Source organism: Oceanobacillus polygoni, from assembly GCF_008304605.1.
In the GTDB taxonomy this organism is placed as follows: Bacteria; Bacillota; Bacilli; order Bacillales; family Amphibacillaceae; genus Oceanobacillus; species Oceanobacillus polygoni.
The window spans coordinates 64,073-87,645 of record NZ_PIJY01000010.1 but is presented as its reverse complement, the minus strand read 5'-3'; the positions used below and the strand labels follow the sequence as shown (position 1 = coordinate 87,645).

The 23,573-nt window shown below is 37.4% G+C and carries 22 protein-coding genes and 1 pseudogene; 19 read left to right on the top strand and 4 right to left on the bottom strand.

Annotation, left to right across the window (positions count from 1 at the left end; genetic code table 11):
- Positions 1-123 precede the first annotated feature (123 nt).
- Positions 124-378: a hypothetical protein gene (locus tag F1560_RS04215; protein WP_149473395.1), complete on the top strand. Its 255-nt coding sequence runs from the start codon at positions 124-126 to the stop codon at positions 376-378.
- A gap of 142 nt (positions 379-520) precedes the next feature.
- Positions 521-1,429, top strand: a complete 909-nt coding sequence (locus F1560_RS04210; protein ID WP_246811905.1) for a DMT family transporter — start codon at positions 521-523, stop codon at positions 1,427-1,429.
- 16 nt (positions 1,430-1,445) lie between these two features.
- Here the strand turns inward: F1560_RS04210 and F1560_RS04205 are convergent, their stop codons facing one another.
- Entirely contained in the window at positions 1,446-2,771 is a 1,326-nt protein-coding gene (locus F1560_RS04205) for a short-chain fatty acid transporter (RefSeq protein WP_149473393.1), read from the bottom strand.
- Positions 2,772-3,156: 385 nt separating this feature from the next.
- Here F1560_RS04205 and F1560_RS04200 point away from each other — a divergent pair, with 385 nt between their 5' ends.
- From F1560_RS04200 to F1560_RS04155, 10 genes are all read left to right on the top strand, one after another.
- Entirely contained in the window at positions 3,157-3,783 is a 627-nt protein-coding gene (locus F1560_RS04200) for a metal-dependent hydrolase (protein WP_149473392.1), read from the top strand.
- 260 nt (positions 3,784-4,043) lie between these two features.
- Positions 4,044-5,036: a TAXI family TRAP transporter solute-binding subunit gene (locus F1560_RS04195; RefSeq protein ID WP_149473391.1), complete on the top strand. Its 993-nt coding sequence runs from the start codon at positions 4,044-4,046 to the stop codon at positions 5,034-5,036.
- 123 nt (positions 5,037-5,159) lie between these two features.
- Positions 5,160-7,118: a TRAP transporter permease gene (locus tag F1560_RS04190; RefSeq protein WP_149473390.1), complete on the top strand. Its 1,959-nt coding sequence runs from the start codon at positions 5,160-5,162 to the stop codon at positions 7,116-7,118.
- A gap of 301 nt (positions 7,119-7,419) precedes the next feature.
- The gene (locus tag F1560_RS04185; RefSeq protein WP_149473389.1) at positions 7,420-8,583 is read left to right on the top strand and encodes a hypothetical protein; all 1,164 of its coding nucleotides are present in this window, start codon (positions 7,420-7,422) and stop codon (positions 8,581-8,583) included.
- 21 nt (positions 8,584-8,604) lie between these two features.
- A complete protein-coding gene (locus F1560_RS04180) occupies positions 8,605-9,849 on the top strand; it encodes a metal-dependent hydrolase family protein (protein ID WP_149473388.1) in 1,245 nt (414 codons plus the stop codon).
- Between the two features lie 213 nt (positions 9,850-10,062).
- Positions 10,063-10,848 (top strand): flagellar motor stator protein MotA, encoded by a 786-nt coding sequence (gene motA / locus F1560_RS04175; protein ID WP_149473387.1) that lies wholly within the window; start codon positions 10,063-10,065, stop codon positions 10,846-10,848.
- The gene (motB, locus tag F1560_RS04170) at positions 10,841-11,623 is read left to right on the top strand and encodes a flagellar motor protein MotB (protein WP_149473386.1); all 783 of its coding nucleotides are present in this window, start codon (positions 10,841-10,843) and stop codon (positions 11,621-11,623) included. The genes motA and motB overlap by 8 nt, the downstream gene beginning before the upstream one ends.
- A gap of 257 nt (positions 11,624-11,880) precedes the next feature.
- The gene (locus F1560_RS04165) at positions 11,881-12,342 is read left to right on the top strand and encodes a chemotaxis protein CheX (protein ID WP_149473385.1); all 462 of its coding nucleotides are present in this window, start codon (positions 11,881-11,883) and stop codon (positions 12,340-12,342) included.
- A 221-nt stretch (positions 12,343-12,563) separates the two neighbouring features.
- Positions 12,564-14,591, top strand: a complete 2,028-nt coding sequence (locus F1560_RS04160; RefSeq protein ID WP_149473384.1) for a chemotaxis protein CheA — start codon at positions 12,564-12,566, stop codon at positions 14,589-14,591.
- A 16-nt stretch (positions 14,592-14,607) separates the two neighbouring features.
- Positions 14,608-15,075, top strand: a complete 468-nt coding sequence (locus F1560_RS04155) for a chemotaxis protein CheW (RefSeq protein WP_149473383.1) — start codon at positions 14,608-14,610, stop codon at positions 15,073-15,075.
- 114 nt (positions 15,076-15,189) lie between these two features.
- Here F1560_RS04155 and F1560_RS04150 read toward each other — a convergent pair whose 3' ends face one another.
- On the bottom strand, positions 15,190-16,461 hold the full coding sequence (locus F1560_RS04150; protein ID WP_149473382.1) for a gluconate:H+ symporter: 1,272 nt from the start codon (positions 16,459-16,461) through the stop codon (positions 15,190-15,192).
- Between the two features lie 374 nt (positions 16,462-16,835).
- Here F1560_RS04150 and F1560_RS04145 point away from each other — a divergent pair, with 374 nt between their 5' ends.
- Positions 16,836-17,423, top strand: a complete 588-nt coding sequence (locus F1560_RS04145; RefSeq protein WP_149473381.1) for an MFS transporter — start codon at positions 16,836-16,838, stop codon at positions 17,421-17,423.
- On the opposite strand, the pseudogene F1560_RS22635 reads toward F1560_RS04145, so the two are convergent.
- Positions 17,401-17,609: pseudogene (locus F1560_RS22635) on the bottom strand (pyroglutamyl-peptidase I family protein); the annotation flags it as partial. The gene F1560_RS04145 and the pseudogene F1560_RS22635 overlap by 23 nt on opposite strands.
- Before the next feature lie 118 nt (positions 17,610-17,727).
- Between F1560_RS22635 and F1560_RS04135 the strand changes: the two are divergent.
- The 3 genes from F1560_RS04135 to F1560_RS04125 all read left to right on the top strand — a co-directional run bounded on the left by F1560_RS04135 (position 17,728) and on the right by F1560_RS04125 (position 20,088).
- Complete coding sequence (locus F1560_RS04135; protein WP_281292624.1) at positions 17,728-17,976, top strand: pyroglutamyl-peptidase I family protein; 249 nt, start codon at positions 17,728-17,730, stop codon at positions 17,974-17,976.
- A 190-nt stretch (positions 17,977-18,166) separates the two neighbouring features.
- Complete coding sequence (locus F1560_RS04130; RefSeq protein ID WP_149473379.1) at positions 18,167-19,324, top strand: MDR family MFS transporter; 1,158 nt, start codon at positions 18,167-18,169, stop codon at positions 19,322-19,324.
- A 17-nt stretch (positions 19,325-19,341) separates the two neighbouring features.
- The gene (locus tag F1560_RS04125) at positions 19,342-20,088 is read left to right on the top strand and encodes a Cof-type HAD-IIB family hydrolase (RefSeq protein ID WP_149473378.1); all 747 of its coding nucleotides are present in this window, start codon (positions 19,342-19,344) and stop codon (positions 20,086-20,088) included.
- Between the two features lie 91 nt (positions 20,089-20,179).
- On the opposite strand, the gene F1560_RS04120 is transcribed toward F1560_RS04125, so the two are convergent.
- Positions 20,180-21,199 carry a YeiH family protein gene (locus F1560_RS04120; protein ID WP_245347800.1) on the bottom strand — a complete coding sequence of 340 codons (1,020 nt, stop codon included), beginning with the start codon at positions 21,197-21,199 and terminating at the stop codon, positions 20,180-20,182.
- Between the two features lie 167 nt (positions 21,200-21,366).
- Between F1560_RS04120 and F1560_RS04115 the strand changes: the two genes are divergently transcribed.
- The 3 genes from F1560_RS04115 to F1560_RS04105 all read left to right on the top strand — a co-directional run bounded on the left by F1560_RS04115 (position 21,367) and on the right by F1560_RS04105 (position 23,185).
- The gene (locus F1560_RS04115; protein WP_149473376.1) at positions 21,367-22,245 is read left to right on the top strand and encodes a LysR family transcriptional regulator; all 879 of its coding nucleotides are present in this window, start codon (positions 21,367-21,369) and stop codon (positions 22,243-22,245) included.
- 79 nt (positions 22,246-22,324) lie between these two features.
- Positions 22,325-22,507 carry a cold-shock protein gene (locus tag F1560_RS04110; RefSeq protein ID WP_149473375.1) on the top strand — a complete coding sequence of 61 codons (183 nt, stop codon included), beginning with the start codon at positions 22,325-22,327 and terminating at the stop codon, positions 22,505-22,507.
- A gap of 231 nt (positions 22,508-22,738) precedes the next feature.
- Complete coding sequence (locus F1560_RS04105) at positions 22,739-23,185, top strand: IDEAL domain-containing protein (protein WP_149473374.1); 447 nt, start codon at positions 22,739-22,741, stop codon at positions 23,183-23,185.
- Positions 23,186-23,573 lie beyond the last annotated feature (388 nt).

Genomic DNA, 23,573 nt, shown 5'->3' with positions numbered 1-23,573 from the left:
TTAGCTCCATTGTCTCAAATTTGTACAGATAATAATACCTATTTAAATATCTTAAATTCATACTAATTACACTTGTGAAATGGTGCACGAATGGCTTAAAATAGCAATATAGGAGGGGATGTGTTGACCCAGGAAATGATTAACGAGTTGTTGGTGGCCATCACATTGTTATTAGAGGATCTTAAAGATATACAAGCAAATAGCTATCATATGGATCAATTATTTAATCAATTAGAATCTGAAATAAATGATGTTGAGATAACAATCCTTGGCTTAGAACAAAATGCGCAGAATCTGGATGAAAGACTTGCTCAAGTGCTTCAATGTATGATGAGCAAGGCGAGAGACAACACAACAAACTATAAAGCAATTAGCTAAAAAGCGTGCGGATGCAGGCTTATTTTTTTTGAATTTTGATAGTGGTTAACATCGATCGTAGACGTTTTTCTTGGTTCTTACTGTTGTCTCTGCTAGCATAAACTGTAAGGATTATTTGAAATGGGGAGCAAGGGGGACAATGGTGGAAAAACTTTTAGAAAAGCTACAGGAAAATAAATATGTTTTGTGGATTTTGATACTAACGATAACGATTATTTGGGGATATGCATGGGTATTAATGAAGGAATCTCTCCATTATATGGGACCGTTTGCGTTTTCTTCTTTTCGTTTTGGTATAGGAGCGGTGACACTACTATTAATGGTGTTCTTTCTGAAAGTCGGATTTCCTCCAAGAGAATCATGGAAACATCTCATTGTAGTTGGTTTATTACAGACGGCGATAGTGTTTCTTCTTGTTATGTTCGCGTTAAAATTTGTCGACGCTGGAAAAACATCTGTATTGCTTTATTCTATGCCTATTTGGAGCAGTATCCTGGCAGTTAAATTTTTGCATGAAAAGATTACTCCAGCCAAGCTAGCTGGTTTGCTAATTGGGATGCTTGGACTTTTGGCGATTCTTGGTGGAGATATCTGGATGGGGCAGGATGTCCATGTCATATTTGGAGAACTACTAATCATTATCGCTGCCATATCATGGGGGATATCGAATGTGTATTATCGTATACATGTGCAACACCTATCGAAACTACAAGCAACAGCATTTCAGATGTTGTTTGGAACAATCGTCATTTTCTTTGTTACGCTTTTTATGGAATGGGGAGAACCCATTCAATTAAATGCAGACAGTGTATATTATATCCTATTCACAGGGATACTGGCATCTGCACTTTGTTTTTTCGTTTGGTTTGTTATTATTAGTGTTGTGGATATGGTAACAGCAACACTTTCAACCTTGCTTGTCCCGTTATTTGGGCTATTGTTTAGTAGTTTCTTATTAAATGAAACGATGAGCTTTAGTATGATGATCGGTTTTATGTTAATTATTACTGGAATTACCGTAGCACAACTAAAGCAGCCCCGACGTGTGTAGCGTGTCGGGGCTGTTATTAAAATAGTAAAAAGCCAAGTGCAATTGGAATAAAGCTGAACATTAAAATCATTACACAAAATCCCATAATATCTCTAATTTTTAGTCCTGCAATAGCAAGAACTGGTAGGGCCCAGAAGGGTTGGATCATATTTGTCCATGCGTCTCCCCAAGCAACTGCCATCGCTGTCTTTGCGGTATCAGCGCCAATTTCAAGTGCTGCCTGGATCATGATTGGTCCTTGAACTGCCCATTGTCCACCACCAGATGGTACAAAAATATTTACAATTCCTGCGCTGATAAACGTGAAGAGTGGCAATGTATATTCTGTAGAAAAGTCTACAAACCATAATGAAATTTGTTCAGATAAACCAGATGAGGCCATCATTCCCATGATTCCCGCATAAAATGGAAATTGGACGATAATGCCCCCAGCATTCTTAACACCATCACTTACAGTATCAAGAAAGCGACGAGGTGTTCTGTGTAGAATAATCCCTAAGAAAAGGAAAATAAAATTAACAATATTTATGTTCAAGTCAAATCCATTTGTAACAAAATGGTAGCCTACAAATATCAATCCCATCAAACCGATTAGGACTGAAAGAACTTGGCTATTTTCCAATCGTTCAGCAGGTGTTGTTGGTTGAACAACCGTTGCATTCTCGGCTTCTTTCGATTCATCTTTCCATAGTGAAGCATTTGTTGTACGAAGTGGATCGGCACCTTTTAATAAATAACGATTGAAAATCGGTAATGTAATTAATAGCGTAACCACGATAAAAATATTAAAGGGACTAAACAATGTATCCACGACAGGAATTAATCCCATTGTATCTTCTAAAAAGTGTCCTGGAGTAGCAATGAGAAGTGGTACCGATCCAGAGAAACCACCATGCCAGATAAGCATCCCGCTATAAGCACTGGCAACTAGAATTCGATAAACGACTGTTGGCACTCTTTTTGCAACGTGTACAGCAAATAATGCCCCTACAACTAGTCCAAAACCATAGTTTATTAAACAAGCAACCAAAGCCACAAAGGTAACAAGCATAACCGCTTGCCCTGGCGTTTTTGCCAAGCTACTAAGCTTTACTAAAAAGCGTTTCACAACTGGGGTACTTGCTAGAATGTATCCAGTCACAACAACGAGGGACATTTGCATTCCAAATGCGAGGAGATCCCAAAATCCATTTCCCCAGTGCGTTACCATCTCCATTGGACCACTATTCGTAAAGAATACCCCTAACAAAAAAACAAAGATTGTTAAAATAATAGCAAATAAAAATGCATCTGGTAAATAACGTTGTACTAATCTGTCAAAAAATGATGTTAAAACTTTCAATAGAATTCCTCCCTTAAGCAGACGTTTTTTAATAATAGTATCATAAAAACAAATGTTGGCATGGTAAAATATATGCTCGTCTTTAGGGAAATAGTATGATTAAAAAATAAGGGTGGAAAAAAGATTGGAATTAGATTTAACAATTTGATTAAATTTGTCGATTTTGTTTGCATAACACACACATTTAGTTATTTTTGTGTAAAATAGAGCTTGGTGTTTTGGCAGATAGAAACCATAAAAGCTTAACTATCTGCATAAGTGCAACTAAGGCATTCGTCAAAAGGCTTGCACTCCAAAGCAAAGAACGCGTTCTAAGAATTCCTTTAACGAATGCCAAGTTTTCTAAAAAATACCACATAAATTAGGAATAGAGGTGGTATATCACATGAATGGAACAGCACATGTTGCAATTGGAGCTGGAGCAGGCTTTGTCGTTGCAAACCAATTTGCATCATCTCCAGCGACGACATTACTTTTCGTAGGACTTGGAGGCGTTTCGGGATTAATGCCTGATTTGGATATCGATGGGAAACTCCGAAGCAAAATAACGTTCTCTCATCAAGTAATTCAATCCGCTGCTCAGTTAATCGGTGCATTAATGATTATGTATAGTCTTTATGAGGGAACGGCGGCAGATCGGTATTTGGGCATTGGTATTGGCTTAGCCATGATGCTATTATCAGCATTGATTAAGCAAAGACATATGTTAATCATTACAGGGATTGGTATTCTTGCAGGCAGTATTACGTTACAAGAGAAGTGGCTAATGTTGCTTGGGATTTACATTTTAATAGCGTCTTTCGTTTCCCATCGGAGCTATACACATTCCATTATAGGAGCTGTATTCTTTGGATTTATTGCTTCTAATCTGCAGGATTCGCTTGGAATCGAAGGCGTCTTCTATGCTTGTCTTGCTGGTTATATCAGTCATCTAGTTGCCGATAGTAAGTTTCTTCCGGTCAATAAGCGAGGAATAAAATTGTTTCTTCCTTTTTCCTCAAAAGATTTTTAGAATGGGAAGTAAAGTTGTAAAATCAGTCCAGCAGTGAATAAAGTTTATATCATATCTATCTACAACTAGCAGTCGAATCTATATGCATCTGGCTGCTAGTATAGTTAGAGATTAACTTTTAAACAAGTAGTATATGTTGAATAAATATTGAAATTTTTCTGAAATAATATATAATTGGTGTAAGATTTGGCTAACATTGGAAATAAACACAGTGTTTATGAAGATTCGAACAAATAAAACAAGATGAGGGGTTGAACGGAATGTTAAAAAGAGCAATTTTGTTACCGCTTACATTAGTTTTTTGTGCATTTCTACTTGTAGCCTGTGGTGGTGGAGGGACGAATATTGCAATTGGTCCGCCTGCGAGTGAAACAAATGCCGTATCCAAATTAATATTGGAAGCCTACGGAATTGAAGATAGTGACTATAGTGCCTATCAAGAAGGATTTGGAGATGCGGCAGATGGCGTACAAGATGGAAACATTGATGTTTCCATTGGTATTTTAGGTTTGCCCGCTGGTAATATTGAAAGTTTGCAAGCGTCGGCTGGTGACGTAAAAATGATTGGTCTTTCAGACGATGCGATTACCTATATAGAAGAAAAGAGTGGCTATATGCGCTACACCATTCCACAGGATACGTATGATTTTATGGATGAAGACATTGAGACTGTAACTGCATTTGCTGTATTAGTAGCAAATACAGATTCAATTGATGAAGAGCTCGGATATGAACTTGCGAAAAGTATGGTAGAAAATGCAAGTGAAAATACACATGCACAGTCTGTGCATATGACGTTGGAGAATGCACTGCAAGGAGCGGAAGGCCTACCAATTCATCCTGGTGCCAAGCGTTATTATGAAGAACAAGGGTTGACAGTAGATAACGATGTTGCAGAACTAGGTGCAATGGAACGCAAGAATGATTTAATTTTGGGAACGGGTAGTCAGGGGGGAACCTATTATCCACTCGGTGGAGAAATAGCGACAATTTGGAATAAGAATATTGAAGGATTAAATGTTACGAATACAGAAACAGGTGCCTCTATCGAAAACTTAGCCAGTATTCGTGATGGGAATATGGACCTTGGAATGACTGTTCATGTTCCGGCACTGGATGCAGTAAATAGTGAAGGCGATTTTGAAGGAAATGAAGTAGCAAATGCAGCTTTTATCGGACATATTTACCCTGAAGTTGTTCAAATTGTTACACGAGAAAACACTGGTATCACTAGCTTAGATGAATTAAAGTAAGCTGTAAAATGGCCTTTCTCTATCTTTTTTTCACATGCTACACATATAAAGATATAAATAGAAGAGGGTCTTAAGATAAAACCAAGACCCTTTTCTTACTATTATATAAAGGGGTGTGATCGAATGAAGGAAAACTCCCAACTAGATGCTAAACAAATTTTAGAAAAATATGATCGAGAGAGTAATTTCCGTGTGAATATTGGAAAATGGACTTGGGTCGTTACTTTTTTAGGCGTAGCACTTACTCTATTTCATTTATATACAGGGTACTTTGGAACACTTCCATCTCAACAGCAAGGAGCAATCCATTTAGGAACCGCACTTGGTCTTATGTTTTTACTGTTTCCTGCAAAAAAAGGATTACAAAAAAAGCAAAGATCCGTTCCGTGGTATGATGTAGTTTTAGCATTTACTGCAGTTTACGTAACGTATCATAAAATAATATTCTTTGATTCGATACTTCAAAGTCGTATTTCTGGATATGGTACAAGCGATATAACTATTTCTATTCTTGGAATTCTATTGTTATTGGAAGCTACTCGTCGAACAGTAGGGTTACCAATTGTTATTGTAGCTAGTATAGCGATTCTATATGCAATTTTTGGAGATTTTATGCCAACACAAATGTTATCACATCCGGGATTTTCCGTGGATCGAATCACGACAGATTTATGGTATAAGGAAAGTGGTGTCTTCGGTACACCAATTCAGATATCAGCGAAATTCATTTTCCTATTTCTCTTCTTTGGCGTTATTTTGGTGCATACGAAGATAGGGCAGTTTTTTAATGATATTGCACTTGCTTTAACAGGGAGGTTCACAGGTGGTACCGCTAAGACAGCTGTTGTAGCAAGTGCGCTTCAAGGAATGGTTTCAGGAAGTTCGGTCGGAAATACAGTTGCCTCTGGCTCATTTACAATTCCAATGATGAAAAAATCTGGTTTTAAGCCAGAATTTGCTGCAGCAACAGAGGCATCAGCGTCTACAGGTGGGCAGATCATGCCACCAATAATGGGAGCGGCAGCATTTATTATGATGGAGTATTTAGGAGTATCTTATGGAACCATTATGGTGGCGGCTATTGTTCCAGCTGTATTATACTTTACAGGAATTTTTATAGGGACCCATTTTGAGGCAAAGAAAATAGGGGTTATCGGGTTACCGAAAGCACAACTGCCTATTTTTAAAGAGTTAATGTTACGTAATGGTTACATGCTATTACCATTAATTGTTATTATTGGGACGATCATGGTTGGCTTTACCCCGCAACGAGCAGCTTTAATGGGGATTCTTACCGCATTTCTAGTTAGCTTAGTCCGAAAAGATACACGAATGAATTTTAAAAAAGTTATCCGTGTTCTAGAGGAGGGTGCTAGAGTAGCGTTACCAGTAATTGCGGCAGTTGGTACGGCAGGGATTATTGCTGGAGTTGTAAGTATTACAGGCTTGGGAGCAAAATTTGCTGCAAGTATCATTGCGTTATCAGGTGGCATACTATTTTTCTCATTAATATTTACTATGGTAGCTTGTATTATTTTAGGAATGGGTCTTCCAACAACCGCTAACTATGTCGTGACAGCAACCATTGCAGCGCCTGTTCTAATTAATGATTTTGGTGTTTTACCGATTGCAGCTCATATGTTTGTCTTTTACTTTGGAATTGTTGCAGACATTACTCCACCTGTTTGTTTGGCCGCATATGCTGGTGCTGGAATCGCTCGAGCAAATCCATTTAAATCGGGCGTAACAGCTGTGAAACTAGCCATAGCAGCATTCATTATCCCATATATATTCATCTACAATCCAATTCTTTTGTTACAGGATATTACACCAGTAAGTCTCATTATCTCTTTAATGACAGCGATTATCGGAATGACTGCGGTCAGTAGCGCTGTCATTGGATTTTTTATAAGAAAATCCTATTCATGGGAGCGTCTGATTTTGTTTATTGCAGGTGTTATGCTCATTGTACCTGATTTGATTATTAGTTTAATTGGATTATTACTCCTTCTCGGGGTTTGGTATATTCAGAAACAGCGCAAGAATGACTCTGGAGAAATGAAAGCACGTGTAACTGTGTAAATTATTGAGTCTTATAGAGCTCAAATGGAGGGTGGAGAGTTAATTTTAACTCTCCATTTTTATGTTACGCTACTATTTTAGTAGTAGAAGAGAATTTCGAGTTGAGTTTAAATAATGATAGCGCACACATGACGAAATTCGACAAAAGTTTCAGATATTGTATTGATTTTTGAGAGGTAATAAGTTTATAATAACCTAAATTGCTCTAAACGTTGGTTGTTAGCAAATTGAGGACCTACTACCACAGAGTGAATTTTCACAATAATACTACTATTCATCTTAGACACAGGAGGTCTTTTTTATGCTAAGTAATCCACTAATAGCCACGACACTTATCTTTGCATTAATTGCATTGGGGGAATGGCTTTCGATCGTCTCCAAAGCAAGAATTCCAATGCTGCTTACAGCAATGGTAGGGTATCTGATCTGTATTTGGACAGGAATATTCCCTAAAGATATACTTGCAACATCACAATTTGCAGCCTTAGGGGCGATGTTAGTTGGTCCTGCGATTTTACACATGGGAACAATGATTCCTTTTTCCGTTTTAAAAACCCAGTATAAAGCTGTATTAATTTCACTAGGAGGAATTACAGTTTCTGGTGTACTTGTATTGATTATTGTCACATTTCTCTTTGACTATCCAACAGCGGTAGCTGGAATTGGTCCGCTCAGCGGAGGAGTAGTAGCACTTATTATCACTTCTGAAAAGTTAACAGAGATTGGACTGACGAGCTTAGTCGTTATTCCGGCGTTGATTGTTGCATTTCAAGGATTATTGGGAATGCCACTCGCGCAATACTTTTTACGAAAATATGCGTTTACGATTCAGGAGCAGATAGATAATGGAACATTTAAGCCAATGGAAGAGACGAAGCAAACAACTGCAAAGGAAACAGCGAAGAAGAGTCCAATAAAATCAAGTATGACCTTGAAATTATTCTTCGTATTTGTTGGAGCGGCAATCGGTATGGCACTAGGTGAAGTAACACCAATCCATTACAGTCTTTGGTGTCTTGCCTTTGGTGTAACAGGGTTGAAGCTTGGTATCTTTGAACATAAAACATTGGAAAAAGCAAATTCATTTAATTTAACGATGATTGCAATTATCTTTGTTGTTATTGGAACAATGGCTGATGTTAGTCCACAGGATGTAATAAACAACTTGCCGAGCATCATTGTTTTGCTTTTGCTTGGTACATTTGGAATTTCATTAGGAGGATTTATTGTTTCGAAGCTGCTGAAGTGGCATCCATATAAAGGAATGCCTGTTGCTTTAACAGCATTATTTGGATTTCCGGCTGACTATATTCTTTGTGAAGAAGTAAGCAGAAGTATCGCACGGAATAAAGAGGAAGAAGAAACCATTTTTAATGAAATACTGACACCGATGTTAATTGGTGGGTTCACGACCGTTACCATTGCATCAGTTGTCATCGCAGGAATATTAGTTCAAACATTATAGAAATCGTCGGAGGGAAATAGAATGGGAAAAACAATAATTAAAAATGGATTGTTGATAGATGGGAATGGTGGAGAAGCCCAACAGGAGGCAATTGTTGTTGTTGAAGATAATCGTATTCAATACGTTGGCCCTGAAAATGAATATACTGTAGTAGGTAACGAAACGATTGTGGATGCACAAGGCGGAACGATAATGCCAGGTTTAATTGATACGCATGTTCATATGATGCTGGAGTTCTCTTCGGCTGCTGATAGGCTTGCAACTCCTTTTTCATTTATGTACTACCAGGCGGCAAAATACTTGGAAAAAACATTGCAGGCAGGTATCACCTCTGTTCGTGATGCACTTGGAACAGATTTAGGAGTAAAAAAAGCAATTGATGAAGGTCTTATCGCAGGACCTAGATTACAGTTAAGTATTAATGCACTAACGATTACCGGCGGTCATGGCGATGGATATACTGTTTCTGGTAGAGATATGGATCTTTTACCTTCTGGTTATCCAGGGATGCCAAATGGAAAATGTGATGGCGTGGAAGAGGTCCGTAAGAAAGCACGTGAAATGCTGCGTGCGGGAGCAGAAGTAATTAAAGTGCATGCAACTGGTGGTGTAACAAGTGCAACAGACCACCCCGAATTCACGCAATTTTCTCAAGCGGAATTAGAAGCAATTGTGGAGGAAGGGAAATTTAGAAAAGGTATAAAGGTAATGGCACACGCGCAAGGTGCAGAAGGAATCAAAAATGCAGTAAGAGCTGGAGTACATTCGATTGAGCATGGAATCTTTCTGGATGATGAGGCAATTGAATTGATGCTTGAAAAAGGTACATATCTCGTACCAACGTTACTTGCTCCGGTTGGTGTTTTAGAAACAGCAGAGGAAGTAGGTATGCCTGATACCGCTGTACAAAAATCAAAAGAAGTTATTGAAATTCATAAAGCAAGTATTGCAAAAGCTTATCAAGCTGGGGTGAAAATTGCAATGGGAACAGATGCAGGTGTTGTGAAGCACGGAATCAATCTTCGCGAGCTGGGTCTAATGACAGAAATCGGAATGTCACCAATGGAATCCATTGTGGCTTCTACAAAAACAGCTGCAGAATGTCTCGGATGGGAAGACAAAGTTGGAACAATTGAAGCTGGAAAACTAGCCGATATTATTATCGTAAAAGGTAACCCGCTAGACGATATTTCCTCACTTGCTAACAATGATACAGTTCAGATTGTAATGAAAGATGGAAAAGTAGAGAAGAACCTACTCAACTAATAAAAGTAGCTTCCCTTATAAATTGGGGAAGCTACTTTTAATTTATTGCTTATTCAAAAGGTTATCTCCATTTAAATCTCTCTCCATAAATTAAATATTTTACATTCAACAAACTCCTTCATTACTCTATAAATTTGCCGATAATTAAATATAGAAGTTTATATGAATCTAACAATATTGTGATAAGATCATAGATTTATCAGGAGGTCAACTATGGATAAAACATCAATTATTGGATTAATATTAGGATTAATTGCAGTTGGAGTTGGAATGGTGCTAAAAGGGGTAGGCGTTACAGCGCTGATAAATCCTGCTGCTCTATTAATCATTTTACTAGGGACAGTTGCTGCTGTCACAATAGCATTTCCAACGAGCACGCTTAAAAATGTACCTACTTTATTTAAAATTTTATTTACGGAAACGAATAAAACAGATACGAGGCAATTAGTTGAAATGTTCAGCAGCTGGGCAGATCAAACACGTAGAGAAGGTATCTTATCGTTGGAACAGCAGGTAAATGAAGTGGAAGATCCATTCCTTGCATCTGGGTTGCAACTGGCAATTGATGGACAGTCACCAGATTTCATCAAAGATATTATGCTGGAGAAGATTAGTGCGATGGAACAGCGACACGAAGAAGGGGCTGCCGTTTTCTCGCAGGCTGGAACCTATGCCCCAACTCTTGGAGTACTAGGTGCGGTTATTGGTTTAATTGCGGCCCTTGGTGATATGTCGAATATAGAAGCGTTGGGTGCTGCTATTTCTGCGGCTTTTATTGCGACATTATTAGGAATTTTTACTGGATATGTATTATGGCACCCATTCGCAAATAAGTTAAGAGAGAAATCAAAAAAAGAAGTACTACAAAAGGAAATTATGGTAGAAGGAATTCTTTCTATAACTACTGGCGATTCCCAGCTGATTGTACGAGAGAAGCTTGGTTCACTGCTTTCTTCCAAAGAATTAGCGGCGATGAAACAGGTGAATTCAGATGAGTAGAAGGAGGAAAAAGAAGCAAGCACATATTGATGAATCGTGGCTTCTCCCTTACTCTGATTTATTAACGCTTCTAGTTGCTCTATTTATTGTATTGTTCGCAATGAGTGATATAAACGTACAAAAGTACGAACAGCTTTCAGGTGTATTTCGTGATCAGTTTTCTGGAGGAGGCAGCGGGATTCTTGAGAATCATGAGGTTCCAGTCAAGACACCAGTTGATTCTGGAGAACTTGAAAAAGAGAATCAAGAAGATCCGGAAGAAGAAATGGAGGAAACGATTTCGGATGGGGAGGGTGAACTTCTACATCTTGAGGAACTAAATTCGACAATCCAAAACTATATTTATGAAAATAACTTAGTCGATGCGTTTGGAACAGAACTCACAGAAGAAGGGTTATTAATTACAATCGTTAATGATGTTTTTTTTGATTCAGGAAGTGCTGAAGTCAGGCAAGACGGAATAACAATTGCACAAGAAGTATCCAATTTGCTTCACACGGAGCCTCCGCATCAGATTGTAATCAGTGGACATGCGGATGATGTGCCAATTGGTACTTCTCAATATGAATCCAATTGGGAGCTAAGTGTTACCCGTGCACTTAACTTCATGCGTCTTGTTTTAGAAAATGAAGCGCTTGACCCAACACTTTTCAGTGCAAAGGGGTTTGGAGAATATAACCCAATTGTTCCAAATACAAGTAAAGAAAACAGAGCAAAAAACAGACGGGTCGAGGTTCTGATTTTACCTAACTATGAGATTAATATGGAAAATTAAATGGTATATTCTTTAAAAGGAGCATGAGATAGAGAAAAATCTGTCCTATTTAATAAAAGTTTTAAACCCAGCATGGGAGCTAAATTACAAGTGTTTAGCTCCTTTTTTCTTGTTTTAAAAATTTATTCCTAAAAATAGAGCTGGATTGCTACAATATCTCATATATTTTCCGATATAGATAAAGTATTAATAGTAAATAGTTCTTTTTGACTAGTCATTTGGACTCTTTGAAAAATTAAATAATTAGGTGGTGCCCAATGGTATTAACAAAAGAAGAGCGAAATCGTTCGGTTGTATTTTTATTAAATGGAATGAATACATCTTTGAAATCAATCATTCCAATTCAATCTGAAATAGCAAAGCCAACTTTAGTGGGATCTTCATTATCTCTCCATTTTGGCGTTTTAATTGGATTTACAGGAGATGTGAAAGGAAAGCTAATTCTTGCAGGTGACCCGTCTGTTTTTGGTGCAATAGGTGAAGCAATGTTTGGAATGGCGGTGGAAGGAGAGATGCTTGCTTCCTTTAGTGGTGAGCTAGGGAATATGTTAGCAGGTAACCTTTCTACTACAATTATACAAAATGGAATTAAAACAGATATAACAGCGCCAACTATTATGCAAGGGAGCACTGCTTTATCAGGCTATGAAAAAGCATTGCAACTGTCTGTAGTCTTTGAAAAAATAGGGAAGTTAGATATTTATTTACTGTTAGATTGAAAACTATAAATTCGTTTTCTGTTAATCCTCTTGGCAGAATTGCTAGATTCCTAAAATACTTCTTTATAAATCGTGTTTTTTGTCGATATAAAATATAGGAACTTTAACCTATATAAGAAAACGACAATTGTTTGATGTATAGCAATTAACTATTCTCAAAATCATGGTAGAATTTATACAACTTTAAATTGACAAAATGGAAATAGAAAGGAAATGCCCTTATGGATACGGATCAATATTTAGAAGTATTTTTGGAAGAAAGCCGAGAGCATTTACAGGCAGTTAATGACAATATTCTTCGGTTAGAAAAGCAACCCGAGGATTTGAATTTAGTGAATGAGATTTTTCGTTCAGCCCATACGTTAAAAGGAATGGCTGCAACAATGGGATATGAAGATATTGCTTCACTAACACATAAAATGGAAAATGTATTAGACATGATCCGCAACCATAAATTGAATGTGACGACGACTATTATTGATGTCATTTTTTTAGCGATTGATGCTTTAGAAGACATGGTAGGATCCATCCAAGAGGGAAATGATGGAAAGAAAGATGTTTCTGAATTAGTTCATCGTCTCGATCAAATTGAAAATGGAAAGTCAGATATACAAATTGAACAAGTCGCCACCGTCGAAGAAGTAAACACGGTTCTAACAGAAATGCTTGGACTCGATGAATTCCAAGTGACGATTGTTGAACAAGCCAAAGATCAAGGGTTCTCACCGTACCGTATAACAGTTGAATTAACAGATGAATGTATTTTAAAAGGCGCACGTGCCTATATGGTTTTTGAATCATTGGAAGGCCGCGGAGAAATTATTCATACCAGTCCAGCCGTTGAAGAAATTGAGGAGGGAAACTTCGGACAAAGCTTTTCAATGATTTTCCTCTCAACAGTAGATCCAGAGATGGTCAAAGAGATTATTAGCAACGTATCAGAAGTAAAGCATGTTGAGATGGAGAGTTTAATTTCAGTTGTTCCTGAAGAACAGCAGGGTGAATCTATTGTAGAAGAAAAGCCAGATTTACCAATAGCGAAGGAAGAGGCAGCAGCAACTACTGAAAAAAGTGTCCCAACTGTAGCAAATAATACTTCCAAAACAATTCGTGTCAATTTAGAAAAGATTGATAATCTATTGAATTTATTTGAAGAGGTTGTCATTGACCGGAGCAGATTGGAAGTAATTGCTGAAGATATGGATAACCAGGAACTAACTGATACAGTAGAACATATTAGTCGTGTTTCAAGCGATATGCAAAGTCTTATTTTAGCAATGCGAATGGTACCGATTGAGCAAGTATTTAATCGATTCCCGAGGATGATTCGGGGGCTTGCAAAGGATTTAGGGAAGCATATTAACCTGGAGATTATTGGAGCAGATACAGAGCTTGATCGTACAGTAATTGATGAAATTGGTGATCCTTTAGTTCATCTAATTCGTAATTCGGTCGATCATGGCATTGAACTACCAGAAGTACGGAAGCAGGCAGGAAAGTCAGAAGAAGGGAAACTGACACTGCGAGCGTTCCATAGCGGTAACCATGTTTTCATTGAAATTGAAGATGATGGTGCTGGAATCAATCATGAAAAGGTAAAGAAAAAAGCAATTGATAATGGAATAATCACACCAGCTGAAGCAGGTTTGCTAACAGAAGATGAAGTTGCTAATTTGATACTTTCGTCTGGATTTAGTACAGCTGATAAAGTATCTGATATTTCAGGTCGTGGTGTTGGTTTAGATGTGGTAAAAAATAAAATTGAATCGTTAGGCGGTCAAATTGCAATTGAGTCACAGCCTGGTAAAGGAAGTGTGTTCTCGATTCAATTGCCACTTACGCTATCGATTATATCAACGCTACTTGTGAATGTACAAAAGGAAATCTATGCAATTCCACTTTCCTCAATTATAGAAACAGTCATCCTTGATAAAGAACAAATAATGTTCGCACATGGGAAGAAGGTTATGGATTTCCGTGGGAAAGTAGTTCCACTCGTTTCACTAGCAGCTGTTTTTGAAGTACCATCCGAGGAATTAGAAGAAAGTAAAGAGCACTCCATTGTTATTGTAAAAAAAGGGGAAAAACTCACTGGGCTAATTGTTGATTCCTTTATCGGACAACAAGAAGTTGTATTAAAATCACTAGGAAATTATTTAAAGGATGTTTTCGCTATCTCTGGTGCAACGATTCTAGGCAATGGAGAAGTTGCCTTAATTATAGATCCAAATGAATTAATGCCTAAGTAGTGTGGAGGGATGTAAAGTGGCTGAAGCAACAAAGTATATTGTATTTAAATTAAACAATCAATCCTTTGGTGTTGACGTGAAACAAGTTATTTCTATCGAAAGACTTCAAGAAATAACAGAGGTTCCACGAACTTCAGAGTTTATAAAAGGAGTTACCGAACTGCGCGGCGAAACAACTCCAGTTATTGACTTAAAAGAACGACTAATGCTCGCAGATACAGAGATAACAAATAATACGCGTATTTTGGTGGTTTCAATTCAAGCTATGCAAATTGGATTAATTGTTGATGCGGCGACAGAGGTAAAGGATATTGAAGATAATCAAATTCAAGCAGCACCAAAACTGATTGCTGGGGTTCATGAAACGTTTTTGAAGGGCGTTGCTAAAATCGATAATCACCTGCTCATTTTACTTGATCTCGAACAAATTGTTAATTTGAGTGAAACCAATGAGCTACAAGAAGCAGTAATGGAGGAAAACTAAATCAAAAAAGAGGACTGTGATTTTGAACACGGTCCTCTTTTTTGATTAAAAGAATAATAGATCTAATAGTAATACAACGCCTAATCCAACAATGGATGTTGTGAATAATAATAATCACCATGTTTTGAACGTATCTTTAATGGATAGGTTAAAATACTCTTTAAATAGCCAGAAAGACGCGTCATTCACATGTGTAATCGTGTTACTTCCGGCTGCAGTTGCTAATACCATTAAGACAGGGCTTACATCAAAGGTTGTAATTAAAGGTCCTACAATACCAGCCGCAGTAATTGCAGATACAACACCAGTACCTGTAGCGATACGAATTAATGCTGTAATGAACCATGCCATAATTAATGGAGAGACAACCGTATTTTCCATCATGCCAGCAATGTAATCGCCAACACCTGAATCAAGAATAATTTCCTTAAATGCACCACCAGCACCAACAATAAAGATAATCATGGCAATGCCTTTAATAGCACCGGAGAAGGAATCCATTACTTCGTTCATTGTACGTCCTCTACGCAGACCAAATACGTAAGTAGCGATAAGTACAGCAAGTAGTAAACTCGTTTCCGCACTGCCTAGGAAGTTGATTAGGTCATGAAGAAATGTACCTTCATTAATAAACATATTTATAATCGTAGCTGCAGAAATCATAATCGCAGGAATTAGCGGGATGATGACACTTGTTGCAAACGCTGGCATTTCATCATCTGTAAATTCCTTTGGCTTTTCCAACAGTGGTGGAACGGGACGATCAAGGTCTTTCATAAGTCTTGGTAGAATAATTCCCGCCGCAATAACTGCTGGAATAAAGACGACAATACCAAGCATATAGACCATTCCCATATCCGCACCATAAGCTTCAACTAATGCTGTCGGTCCTGGTTGAGGTGGAAATAGACTATGAGATAAAGTTGTAGCCGCTACCATTGTGATTCCAAGTTTCATATATGGTACCTTAGCTTCTATCGCAATACTAATTACGAGTGGAGCTAGAATAATAAATGCAACCTCATAGAAAACCGATATACCGAAGATAGCACCGACGATAATGAGTGCCCATTGAACATTTTTAACACCAAATTTGTTTAACAGTGTGGAAGCAATACGTTGTGCAGCACCCGAATCAACCATTAACTTACCGAGAACAGCACCGAACCCAATAATTAATGCTAAACTTCCAAGCGTACTTCCTAAACCAGCTTTAATCGTATCAATTATCGCAGTAAGTTGCATGCCATTTAAAAGTCCAACTAATATTGCTGATATAATAAGAGCTAGTACACTATTAAGCTTCACTTTCATATTTAAAAACAATAGTAAAGCAACACCAATTACGAGTGAGATAATCGGCATGTTATTCATAATCCAATCCATGATTTTTCCTCCTAAAAATGAATTTCACTAATCCGCTTACAATTAGTTGTTCTATAACGTAGTGTAGTATTTTTCAAAAAAATAACAACGCTATCATTGATTTGTTTAGCGAACAAACTAATAGGTTTATCGTATAAAAGTTTCTGTTAATAGTCAATGAAATAGGAAGAAGAAGTATAGTTCAGAATTGAGGGAATAAATGGGGATTAATTCATTTTTTACTTTATTAAGTTGTTATTTCCTAGGAAATATCACATAGATAGCGTGCATCGTATGTCATTGATTATAACTATAATTTTTAATTTTTGCATAAATTATGCTATAGTAATTGTTGTAATCGCTAGCATAATGAAGTGCATTGGAAGTGGAATAAGATGGAGCAGCAGAAGTATCATATAAGGGATTACCATTTTTGGAAAATATCATTAAGTCTAGCATTTGCATCCTTTTTTGTGTTTGCTAGCATTTACGTTGTACAACCACTTTTACCATTGTTTGTAAGGGAATTTAATGTGTCCGTATCTGAAGCAACACTAACCTTATCGATGACAATTGTTGGTTTGATTATTGGATTAATCATTCTTGGTTTTTTTTCGGACCGAATTGGTAGAGTGGCCATTATTAAGTATTCTTTAATTGGATCAGTCATTCCATTTCTCTTGATCCCGCTGTTGGATTCATTTTATCTATTTGTACTCTTGCGGTTTATTCAAGGCTTTGCATTAGCTGGATTACCGGCAGCCTCTCTTGCTTATTTAAATGAGGAAATCAATCGCTCGAGTGTCGGAATTGCAACAGCATTATACATTGCTAGTAATGCGCTTGGCGGTATGGTTGGGAGGGTTGTTGCTGGTTATTTGACGGATGCGTATTCTTGGGATAGCCATCTGGTCCCTCTTCAAAGATTTTCTCCCCACTCGGCTTATATCCGAGATTATCAACTGGACCATCATTACAATTAATCGCAATTCGTTCCGGCGTAATCCGATCACGCCCAGCTGCTAAACCAAGTGAAATGACAGCATTAGGCTGATGCTTTTTCAACAATTCAATGAATTGCTTACCAGATTTATTAAATTCTACCGGTAAAATTTCACCGATAATTTGATAACCTTTATTATTTGACCATGTAATTCATTTACGATCATTTCTGTTGGATTGGTCGCGTTATTTAGAAAAGGTTCAAATCCTGTCAATAATAATTTCATCCTATTACTGCAACTCCTTCCTGATAACTCCCACAGCTAAAGCAGTGGGGTTCTACCAATTTATGAGATGGTAGAGGCGTTAAAAAAGCATGGATTTCCGGGAGAAATCTCAAACACAGCAGGAGCTTATCTTTGTAATAATGTCATGTACCATGGCTTACAGTATTTTGAGGAACAAGGTCAAAAAGTGCCATCAGGATTTATTCATATTCCTGCCTCCCATTCATTAGCGGTGGATCGAGATATACCAAGTTGGTCTAATGCAGATTTAGTAAAAGGAATTCAAATCGCAATCGGTTGTTTATGATAAAAATAGCTGAAGAATAAGACGATTAAAATATTGTTTTATTTATTATCTATCCTTTTGATTGTTGGCTCGTTTGACTACCTTATTTCTATCACGGTTCTCAGGAAATAAACTGCTATTAAGTATTGCGTTGCGCCCTGAAATGGATTAAACTATTCTAGTTAATCATGAATGAAGGAAGATGATAAATATGCCTAGGTATATTTGGCTGCTAGTGATTGCGACAACAATCAACGTTACTGGTGGCTCTTTTCTATGGCCTCTAAATACAATTTATATGCATAATGAACTTGGTAAAAGTCTTGCTTTTGCTGGGTTCATTTTAATGTTCAATCAAGGTGCATCCATTGTAGGGAATTTACTTGGTGGCGCACTCTACGATAAATACAGTGCATATAAATCAATCCTTGCAGGTACATTTGTTGCAATGATTGCCTCCGTTATTCTAGCATTTAATCATGGTATCGTTGCATACTCCATTTTGTTAATTATCATTGGATTTGGAAATGGAATGACCTGGCCAATTATGTTTGCGATGGCTGGATCCTTATGGCCAGACGGTGGTCGTCGAGCATTTAATGCTGTTTATGTTGCGCAGAACTTAGGTGTAGCACTTGGAGCATCACTTGGTGGTTATGTGGCAAGTTATTCATTTGATTATATTTTTATTGCAAATGCACTTGTTTTCATTTTATTTTTTCTTATCGTCCTCTTTACTTTTAAAGGTATGGATCAGTCAAAGGATCGTCAAATGCATACGTCCATTGTCGAGCAGCGCGCTAAAATACAAAATAGGTCAGCGTTTACCGCTTTACTTATTTTATGTAGTGGCTTTTTAGTTGTATGGATTGCGTATAGTCAATGGCAGTCAACAATTGCTTCACATACACAAACGATTGGAATTCCGCTTGAGCAATACAGTTCCTTATGGGCAATAAATGGTTTTCTTATCGTTCTGGCCCAACCTCTGGTAAAATGGTTTACAGATAGAATAACATCACCAAAGCAGCACATTTATATTGGTACTGCTATCCTGATATGTTCCTTTGCTATTGCCATGTTTGCTATTGCGATGGTTATCTTAACAGTTGGTGAGGTGCTCGTGTGGCCGGCCATTCCAACACTTGCAAACAAGCTTGCACCAAAAGGGCGTAGTGGATTTTATCAAGGGATTGTCAATAGTATTGCAGCATTGGGCAGGATGATTGGACCTGTTCTTGGTGGATTTATTGTTGATTTTTACAATATCCATTTATTATTCATCATTGTAATTGTATTACTGTTTATTCCTTTCCTTACGACGAGAATTTTCGAGAAGGATAGACAGGGGAAAAGACAAACCGTGTAAAAAAAAGGAGCATGTAAATGACAGTAGAAAAGAAAGCTATTCAGTTAATTGCACTAGATATGGATGGGACATTATTAACAAGTGATCATGAGGTATCAGCTCGTACACAGAAAGCGATAAAGCAGGCTTTGGATCAAGGGATTCACGTTGTACTGAGCACAGGACGTGGGTTCCATACATGCTATCCATATGCGGAGCAATTGCAGCTGCAATCATACTTAGTAACTGCCAATGGTGGACAAATATGGACAGTGGAAAAAGAGCTATTGGATCAACATTTACTGGAGACAGCATTAATTGAGAAATTGTATAATCTCGGTACGCAGGTTGGGGTAGAAATGTGGATGATTTCTACAAGTGGCGTGTTTCGGGGAGAAGCACCGGATAACTTCAAGGACTATGAATGGTTGAAATTTGGTTGCCAATCAGAAGAACAACAAAAATTGGATATTATGATTACCGAGCTTTCCAAGTATGAAGAGCTTGAGTTAACGAACTCATTGCCAACCAATCTTGAAGTAAATCCAAAAGGCGTCAGTAAAGCGAGAGCATTGCAATTCCTATGTGATAAAATCGGCATCACGATGAATGAAGTAATGGCAGTAGGTGATAGTTTAAATGACATCAAAATGATTCAAGAAGCTGGTGTAGGAGTTGCGATGGGGAATGCTCAAGAAGCAATCAAAAAAGTAGCAAATTATGAAACAGATACGAATGATAATGATGGTGTTGCTAAGGCGATTGAGAAATTTGTGTTAGGATAATGAACTTAAAGAAAGGGAGTTTGCATTTCATGCAGCTCCCTTTTATTTTTCCGCTTGTATGATAGTAAAATCTTTTTCCTAGATAGCTAACTTATATTCCCGCAATCCAATACATCAATACAGAAACCAGTACAGATGCGATCAACATTGCATAGAACGGACGGAGTGCCTTGCTTTTTACATCTTTCAAGCTAACATTTAGACCAAGTCCAACCATAGCGGAGGTTAGAATGAAAGTCGTAGCGATACTGATTCCATTCATAACACCATCTGTTACCGGAATTGCATTTCCAAGAACATAGCTTCCCAAAATACTCATTGCGATAAAACCTAATAAAAACATTGGGAATTTGACTTTTGTATTATCCGACCCATCAGCAGACTTCCGGTTTTTTATCCAAAAAATCATAACAAAGCATAATGGTACTAATAAGAATACACGCCCTAGTTTCGCTAATAAGCCAAAAGCAAGTGCTTCTTCACCAGCAGGGTCTGCAGCTAGTGCAACATGCGCAAGCTCATGTAAGCTCAATCCTGACCAAATACCGTATTGCACATCAGTGATTGGAAGAATTGGCAACAATAATGCGTAGATAATAGAAAAAACAGTTCCAACTAATGCAATAATCCCAATGCTGATTGCTGTATCCTCTTCCTTTGCCTTCATTATAGGTGCAACCGCCGCAATAGCAGCAGCACCACAGATTCCGGTTCCAACACCAAGTAATAATGCAATTTGAGCGTTGCCTTTAAAAAGTTTTGCAAGGTACACGGTTATTAAAATAGCGAACACAATGGTTATCGCACCTTTTACAAGCAATCCAAGTCCATCTTGAAAGATAACATCAATGTTTAATTTTAATCCATATAAAATTATTGCTAAACGTAGTAAATACTTTGATGAAAACTCAATTCCCTTTCGAAAAAACTCTGGATAACCGAAAGCTTGACGGTAGATAATTGCTAAAAGAATCGCACAAGCTAATGGGCCAACTCGATTTAACCCAGGAATTAAAGAAAGTAAATACCCAAGCAAAGCAAAAATAAATGTAAACCCGATACCTAACAAAAGCTTTTTCCAATAGTCGGATTTGTTTGTTAATGTACTCATTTTCATTCCTCTTTTCTTTATTCTATACACAATTATAATTTCAGTAGTATAATAAGGGAAATAAATAATTACAATAGTCATAATAAGAAAAGATTATTATAGGGAATTACAACAATTGTTCTTTAGCATTGTATCAATTCATAGAATAAGAAGAGGAGGACAATCTATTGGATCAGCATTTGATTGTTTTTAAGGAAGTAGCCGAACGGAAAAACTTTTCACGAGCTGCCGAGGCATTGCATATGTCGCAACCAGCGGTAAGTCAATATATTGCGTCCCTAGAAAAAGAGCTGGGTGTTCGCCTCTTGGAACGTAGTAATAAATTTGTTGAACTGAACAAGGCTGGTGAGCTTGTTTATCAGTATGCGCAGGAGATTTTACGTAATTATAATCAAATGCAGATTCTTGTTTCTGATTTAAAAAATGATCCAAGTGGTGAATTAAAAATAGGTGCTAGCTACACAATTGGTGAATATGTTCTTCCGAGATTTTTAGCGAAGTTGCAAGAGAATTATCCAAACATAATTCCTGCCGTATCGATAGGTAATACAGATGATATTGGAGCAAAGCTTGTACAGCATGAAATTGATATTGGATTAATTGAGGGAAATTTTACACATCACCAGGTTTCAATCGAACAATTTGCAACCGATGAAATGTATATAATTGCTGGGGTAGGCCAATCCTTTAAAGAGGAAGCGTGTATTTCTATAAAAGATTTAGAAAATGAAACATGGATTATTCGCGAAGAAGGTTCTGGAACTAGAAAAATGCTTGAGGAATTTTTTCAACGAAGTAATTTCGAGCCAAAAAGAATTTTGACATTCGGAAGCACACAAACGATTAAAGAGGGTGTTGAGTCTGGCCTTGGTATAAGTATGCTTTCCAACCTTACATTTACAAAGGAGAGAAAGCTGAAAAAAATCCAAAAACTTTTCGTTGAGGGTACACCGATAGAGCGAAAATTTTCAATCATTAAAAATTATCATGAGTTCCAACCAAAAGCATTGGAAGTATTTGAAAACCTCGTAAAGCAGTCAACATAGTCTATTCGTTCTAGATGCTCTTACATTGACGCTGAAAAAGGAGTATAATAAGAAGTGTAGAAGGAAAGGGGATGCTATCATGTCATTTTCTCGCGGACCAAGAGAGCCGGTTCCAGAGGTGGAAACAAACGTATGGTCATGTACGAGTGACGATTGCCAAGGTTGGATGAGAGAGTCATTCAGTTTTGCCGAGGAACCAACATGTCCATTATGTAGTTCAGCAATGAATCGGGAAGTTCGAGTAATACCGGAAATGAAGTAGGAAATAGTATCTCAGGAAGTATAGTTTCAGCTTAGGAAATCCCAGTCACATCATTGATTGGGTTTTTCTTTTAAATACGTAACGTGTTGGTGTGAAGCAATTGCATAACGCATGAAATTCTCTCTTAGGTTCGGTAAAATATTTTACTTGTGTTTTTCAATAATTTCGTGTAAAATTAATTAACTGAAAATTTAGATTGATAATGCGTTATAAAATTAGGAGGTGGAAACTATGGTAACTGTTAAAATGCTAAAGCCGTATTACATTAAAACGGAAGAGGAATACGTTCGAGTCATACTTGCATATCAATATTTTTCGGTCGTGATTAATAACAAAGTTTATCAATTTATTCCTGTAGAAGCCAATGAGATTCGAATTAACCGAAAAACGAAAAAGGTGGAGAATCTGGATGCGGTTTTTGCTTTTCAAAACGGAAAAGATGTTGTAAACGTTACAATGTCCAAGCTCATCTCCATCCCTGATTTCATTCAGCAGCTGCATTCAATCGCAGAATCGTATTACCATAATGATGAACCGAATTTAAGTAAAACTGACCAAGAAAAAGCAGTCCTTCTTTTTATTCGTAAAATGGAAAGGGAGAACATTAAAAGACTAATTGACGTCGCTTTGGATAAAAATGATAGAGATGCATTTTATAAATTAACAAAGCTATTATAAAAAAATAAAAGTAAGCGCTTTCTGTTTTGTTCTGATTCCAAAATAGTTGTAATGCGATAAAAAAATCTACTTCTCCATATGAGAGAAGTAGATTTTTTTGTTGCATAGGAAACTATAAAATTTGAATGCTGGGGATAACTTGGTTACCTAAACAGCCACGTCCAGCTCCAGCGCCCAACGACTAGCGAGACTTCCCTCACCCCCGTACGATAAAGAAGACTTGCCGACTGGCTGTACCAGAGGCTTAGTCGCACTTATATACCCTTGCGGTGAAAGTCAACATCGACTCTAGGTAAAGGATGGCCGATTAAAATCAGGCTACGCCTAACATCGGCATACCCCTAAAGAGGCATGTTTCCTTTATCTCCTTCGTAGGAATGTTCGACCC

Coding starts and splice junctions, on each gene's coding strand:
- motA (WP_149473387.1), top strand. CDS start 10,063: ATGGATAAAACATCAATTATTGGATTAATATTAGGATTAATTGCAGTT.
- F1560_RS04125 (WP_149473378.1), top strand. CDS start 19,342: ATGACAGTAGAAAAGAAAGCTATTCAGTTAATTGCACTAGATATGGAT.
- F1560_RS04120 (WP_245347800.1), bottom strand. CDS start 21,199: ATGAGTACATTAACAAACAAATCCGACTATTGGAAAAAGCTTTTGTTA.
- F1560_RS04200 (WP_149473392.1), top strand. CDS start 3,157: ATGAATGGAACAGCACATGTTGCAATTGGAGCTGGAGCAGGCTTTGTC.
- F1560_RS04130 (WP_149473379.1), top strand. CDS start 18,167: ATGCCTAGGTATATTTGGCTGCTAGTGATTGCGACAACAATCAACGTT.
- F1560_RS04180 (WP_149473388.1), top strand. CDS start 8,605: ATGGGAAAAACAATAATTAAAAATGGATTGTTGATAGATGGGAATGGT.
- F1560_RS04110 (WP_149473375.1), top strand. CDS start 22,325: ATGTCATTTTCTCGCGGACCAAGAGAGCCGGTTCCAGAGGTGGAAACA.
- F1560_RS04145 (WP_149473381.1), top strand. CDS start 16,836: ATGGAGCAGCAGAAGTATCATATAAGGGATTACCATTTTTGGAAAATA.
- F1560_RS04190 (WP_149473390.1), top strand. CDS start 5,160: ATGAAGGAAAACTCCCAACTAGATGCTAAACAAATTTTAGAAAAATAT.
- F1560_RS04150 (WP_149473382.1), bottom strand. CDS start 16,461: ATGGATTGGATTATGAATAACATGCCGATTATCTCACTCGTAATTGGT.
- F1560_RS04160 (WP_149473384.1), top strand. CDS start 12,564: ATGGATACGGATCAATATTTAGAAGTATTTTTGGAAGAAAGCCGAGAG.
- motB (WP_149473386.1), top strand. CDS start 10,841: ATGAGTAGAAGGAGGAAAAAGAAGCAAGCACATATTGATGAATCGTGG.
- F1560_RS04195 (WP_149473391.1), top strand. CDS start 4,044: ATGTTAAAAAGAGCAATTTTGTTACCGCTTACATTAGTTTTTTGTGCA.
- F1560_RS04185 (WP_149473389.1), top strand. CDS start 7,420: ATGCTAAGTAATCCACTAATAGCCACGACACTTATCTTTGCATTAATT.
- F1560_RS04165 (WP_149473385.1), top strand. CDS start 11,881: ATGGTATTAACAAAAGAAGAGCGAAATCGTTCGGTTGTATTTTTATTA.
- F1560_RS04105 (WP_149473374.1), top strand. CDS start 22,739: ATGGTAACTGTTAAAATGCTAAAGCCGTATTACATTAAAACGGAAGAG.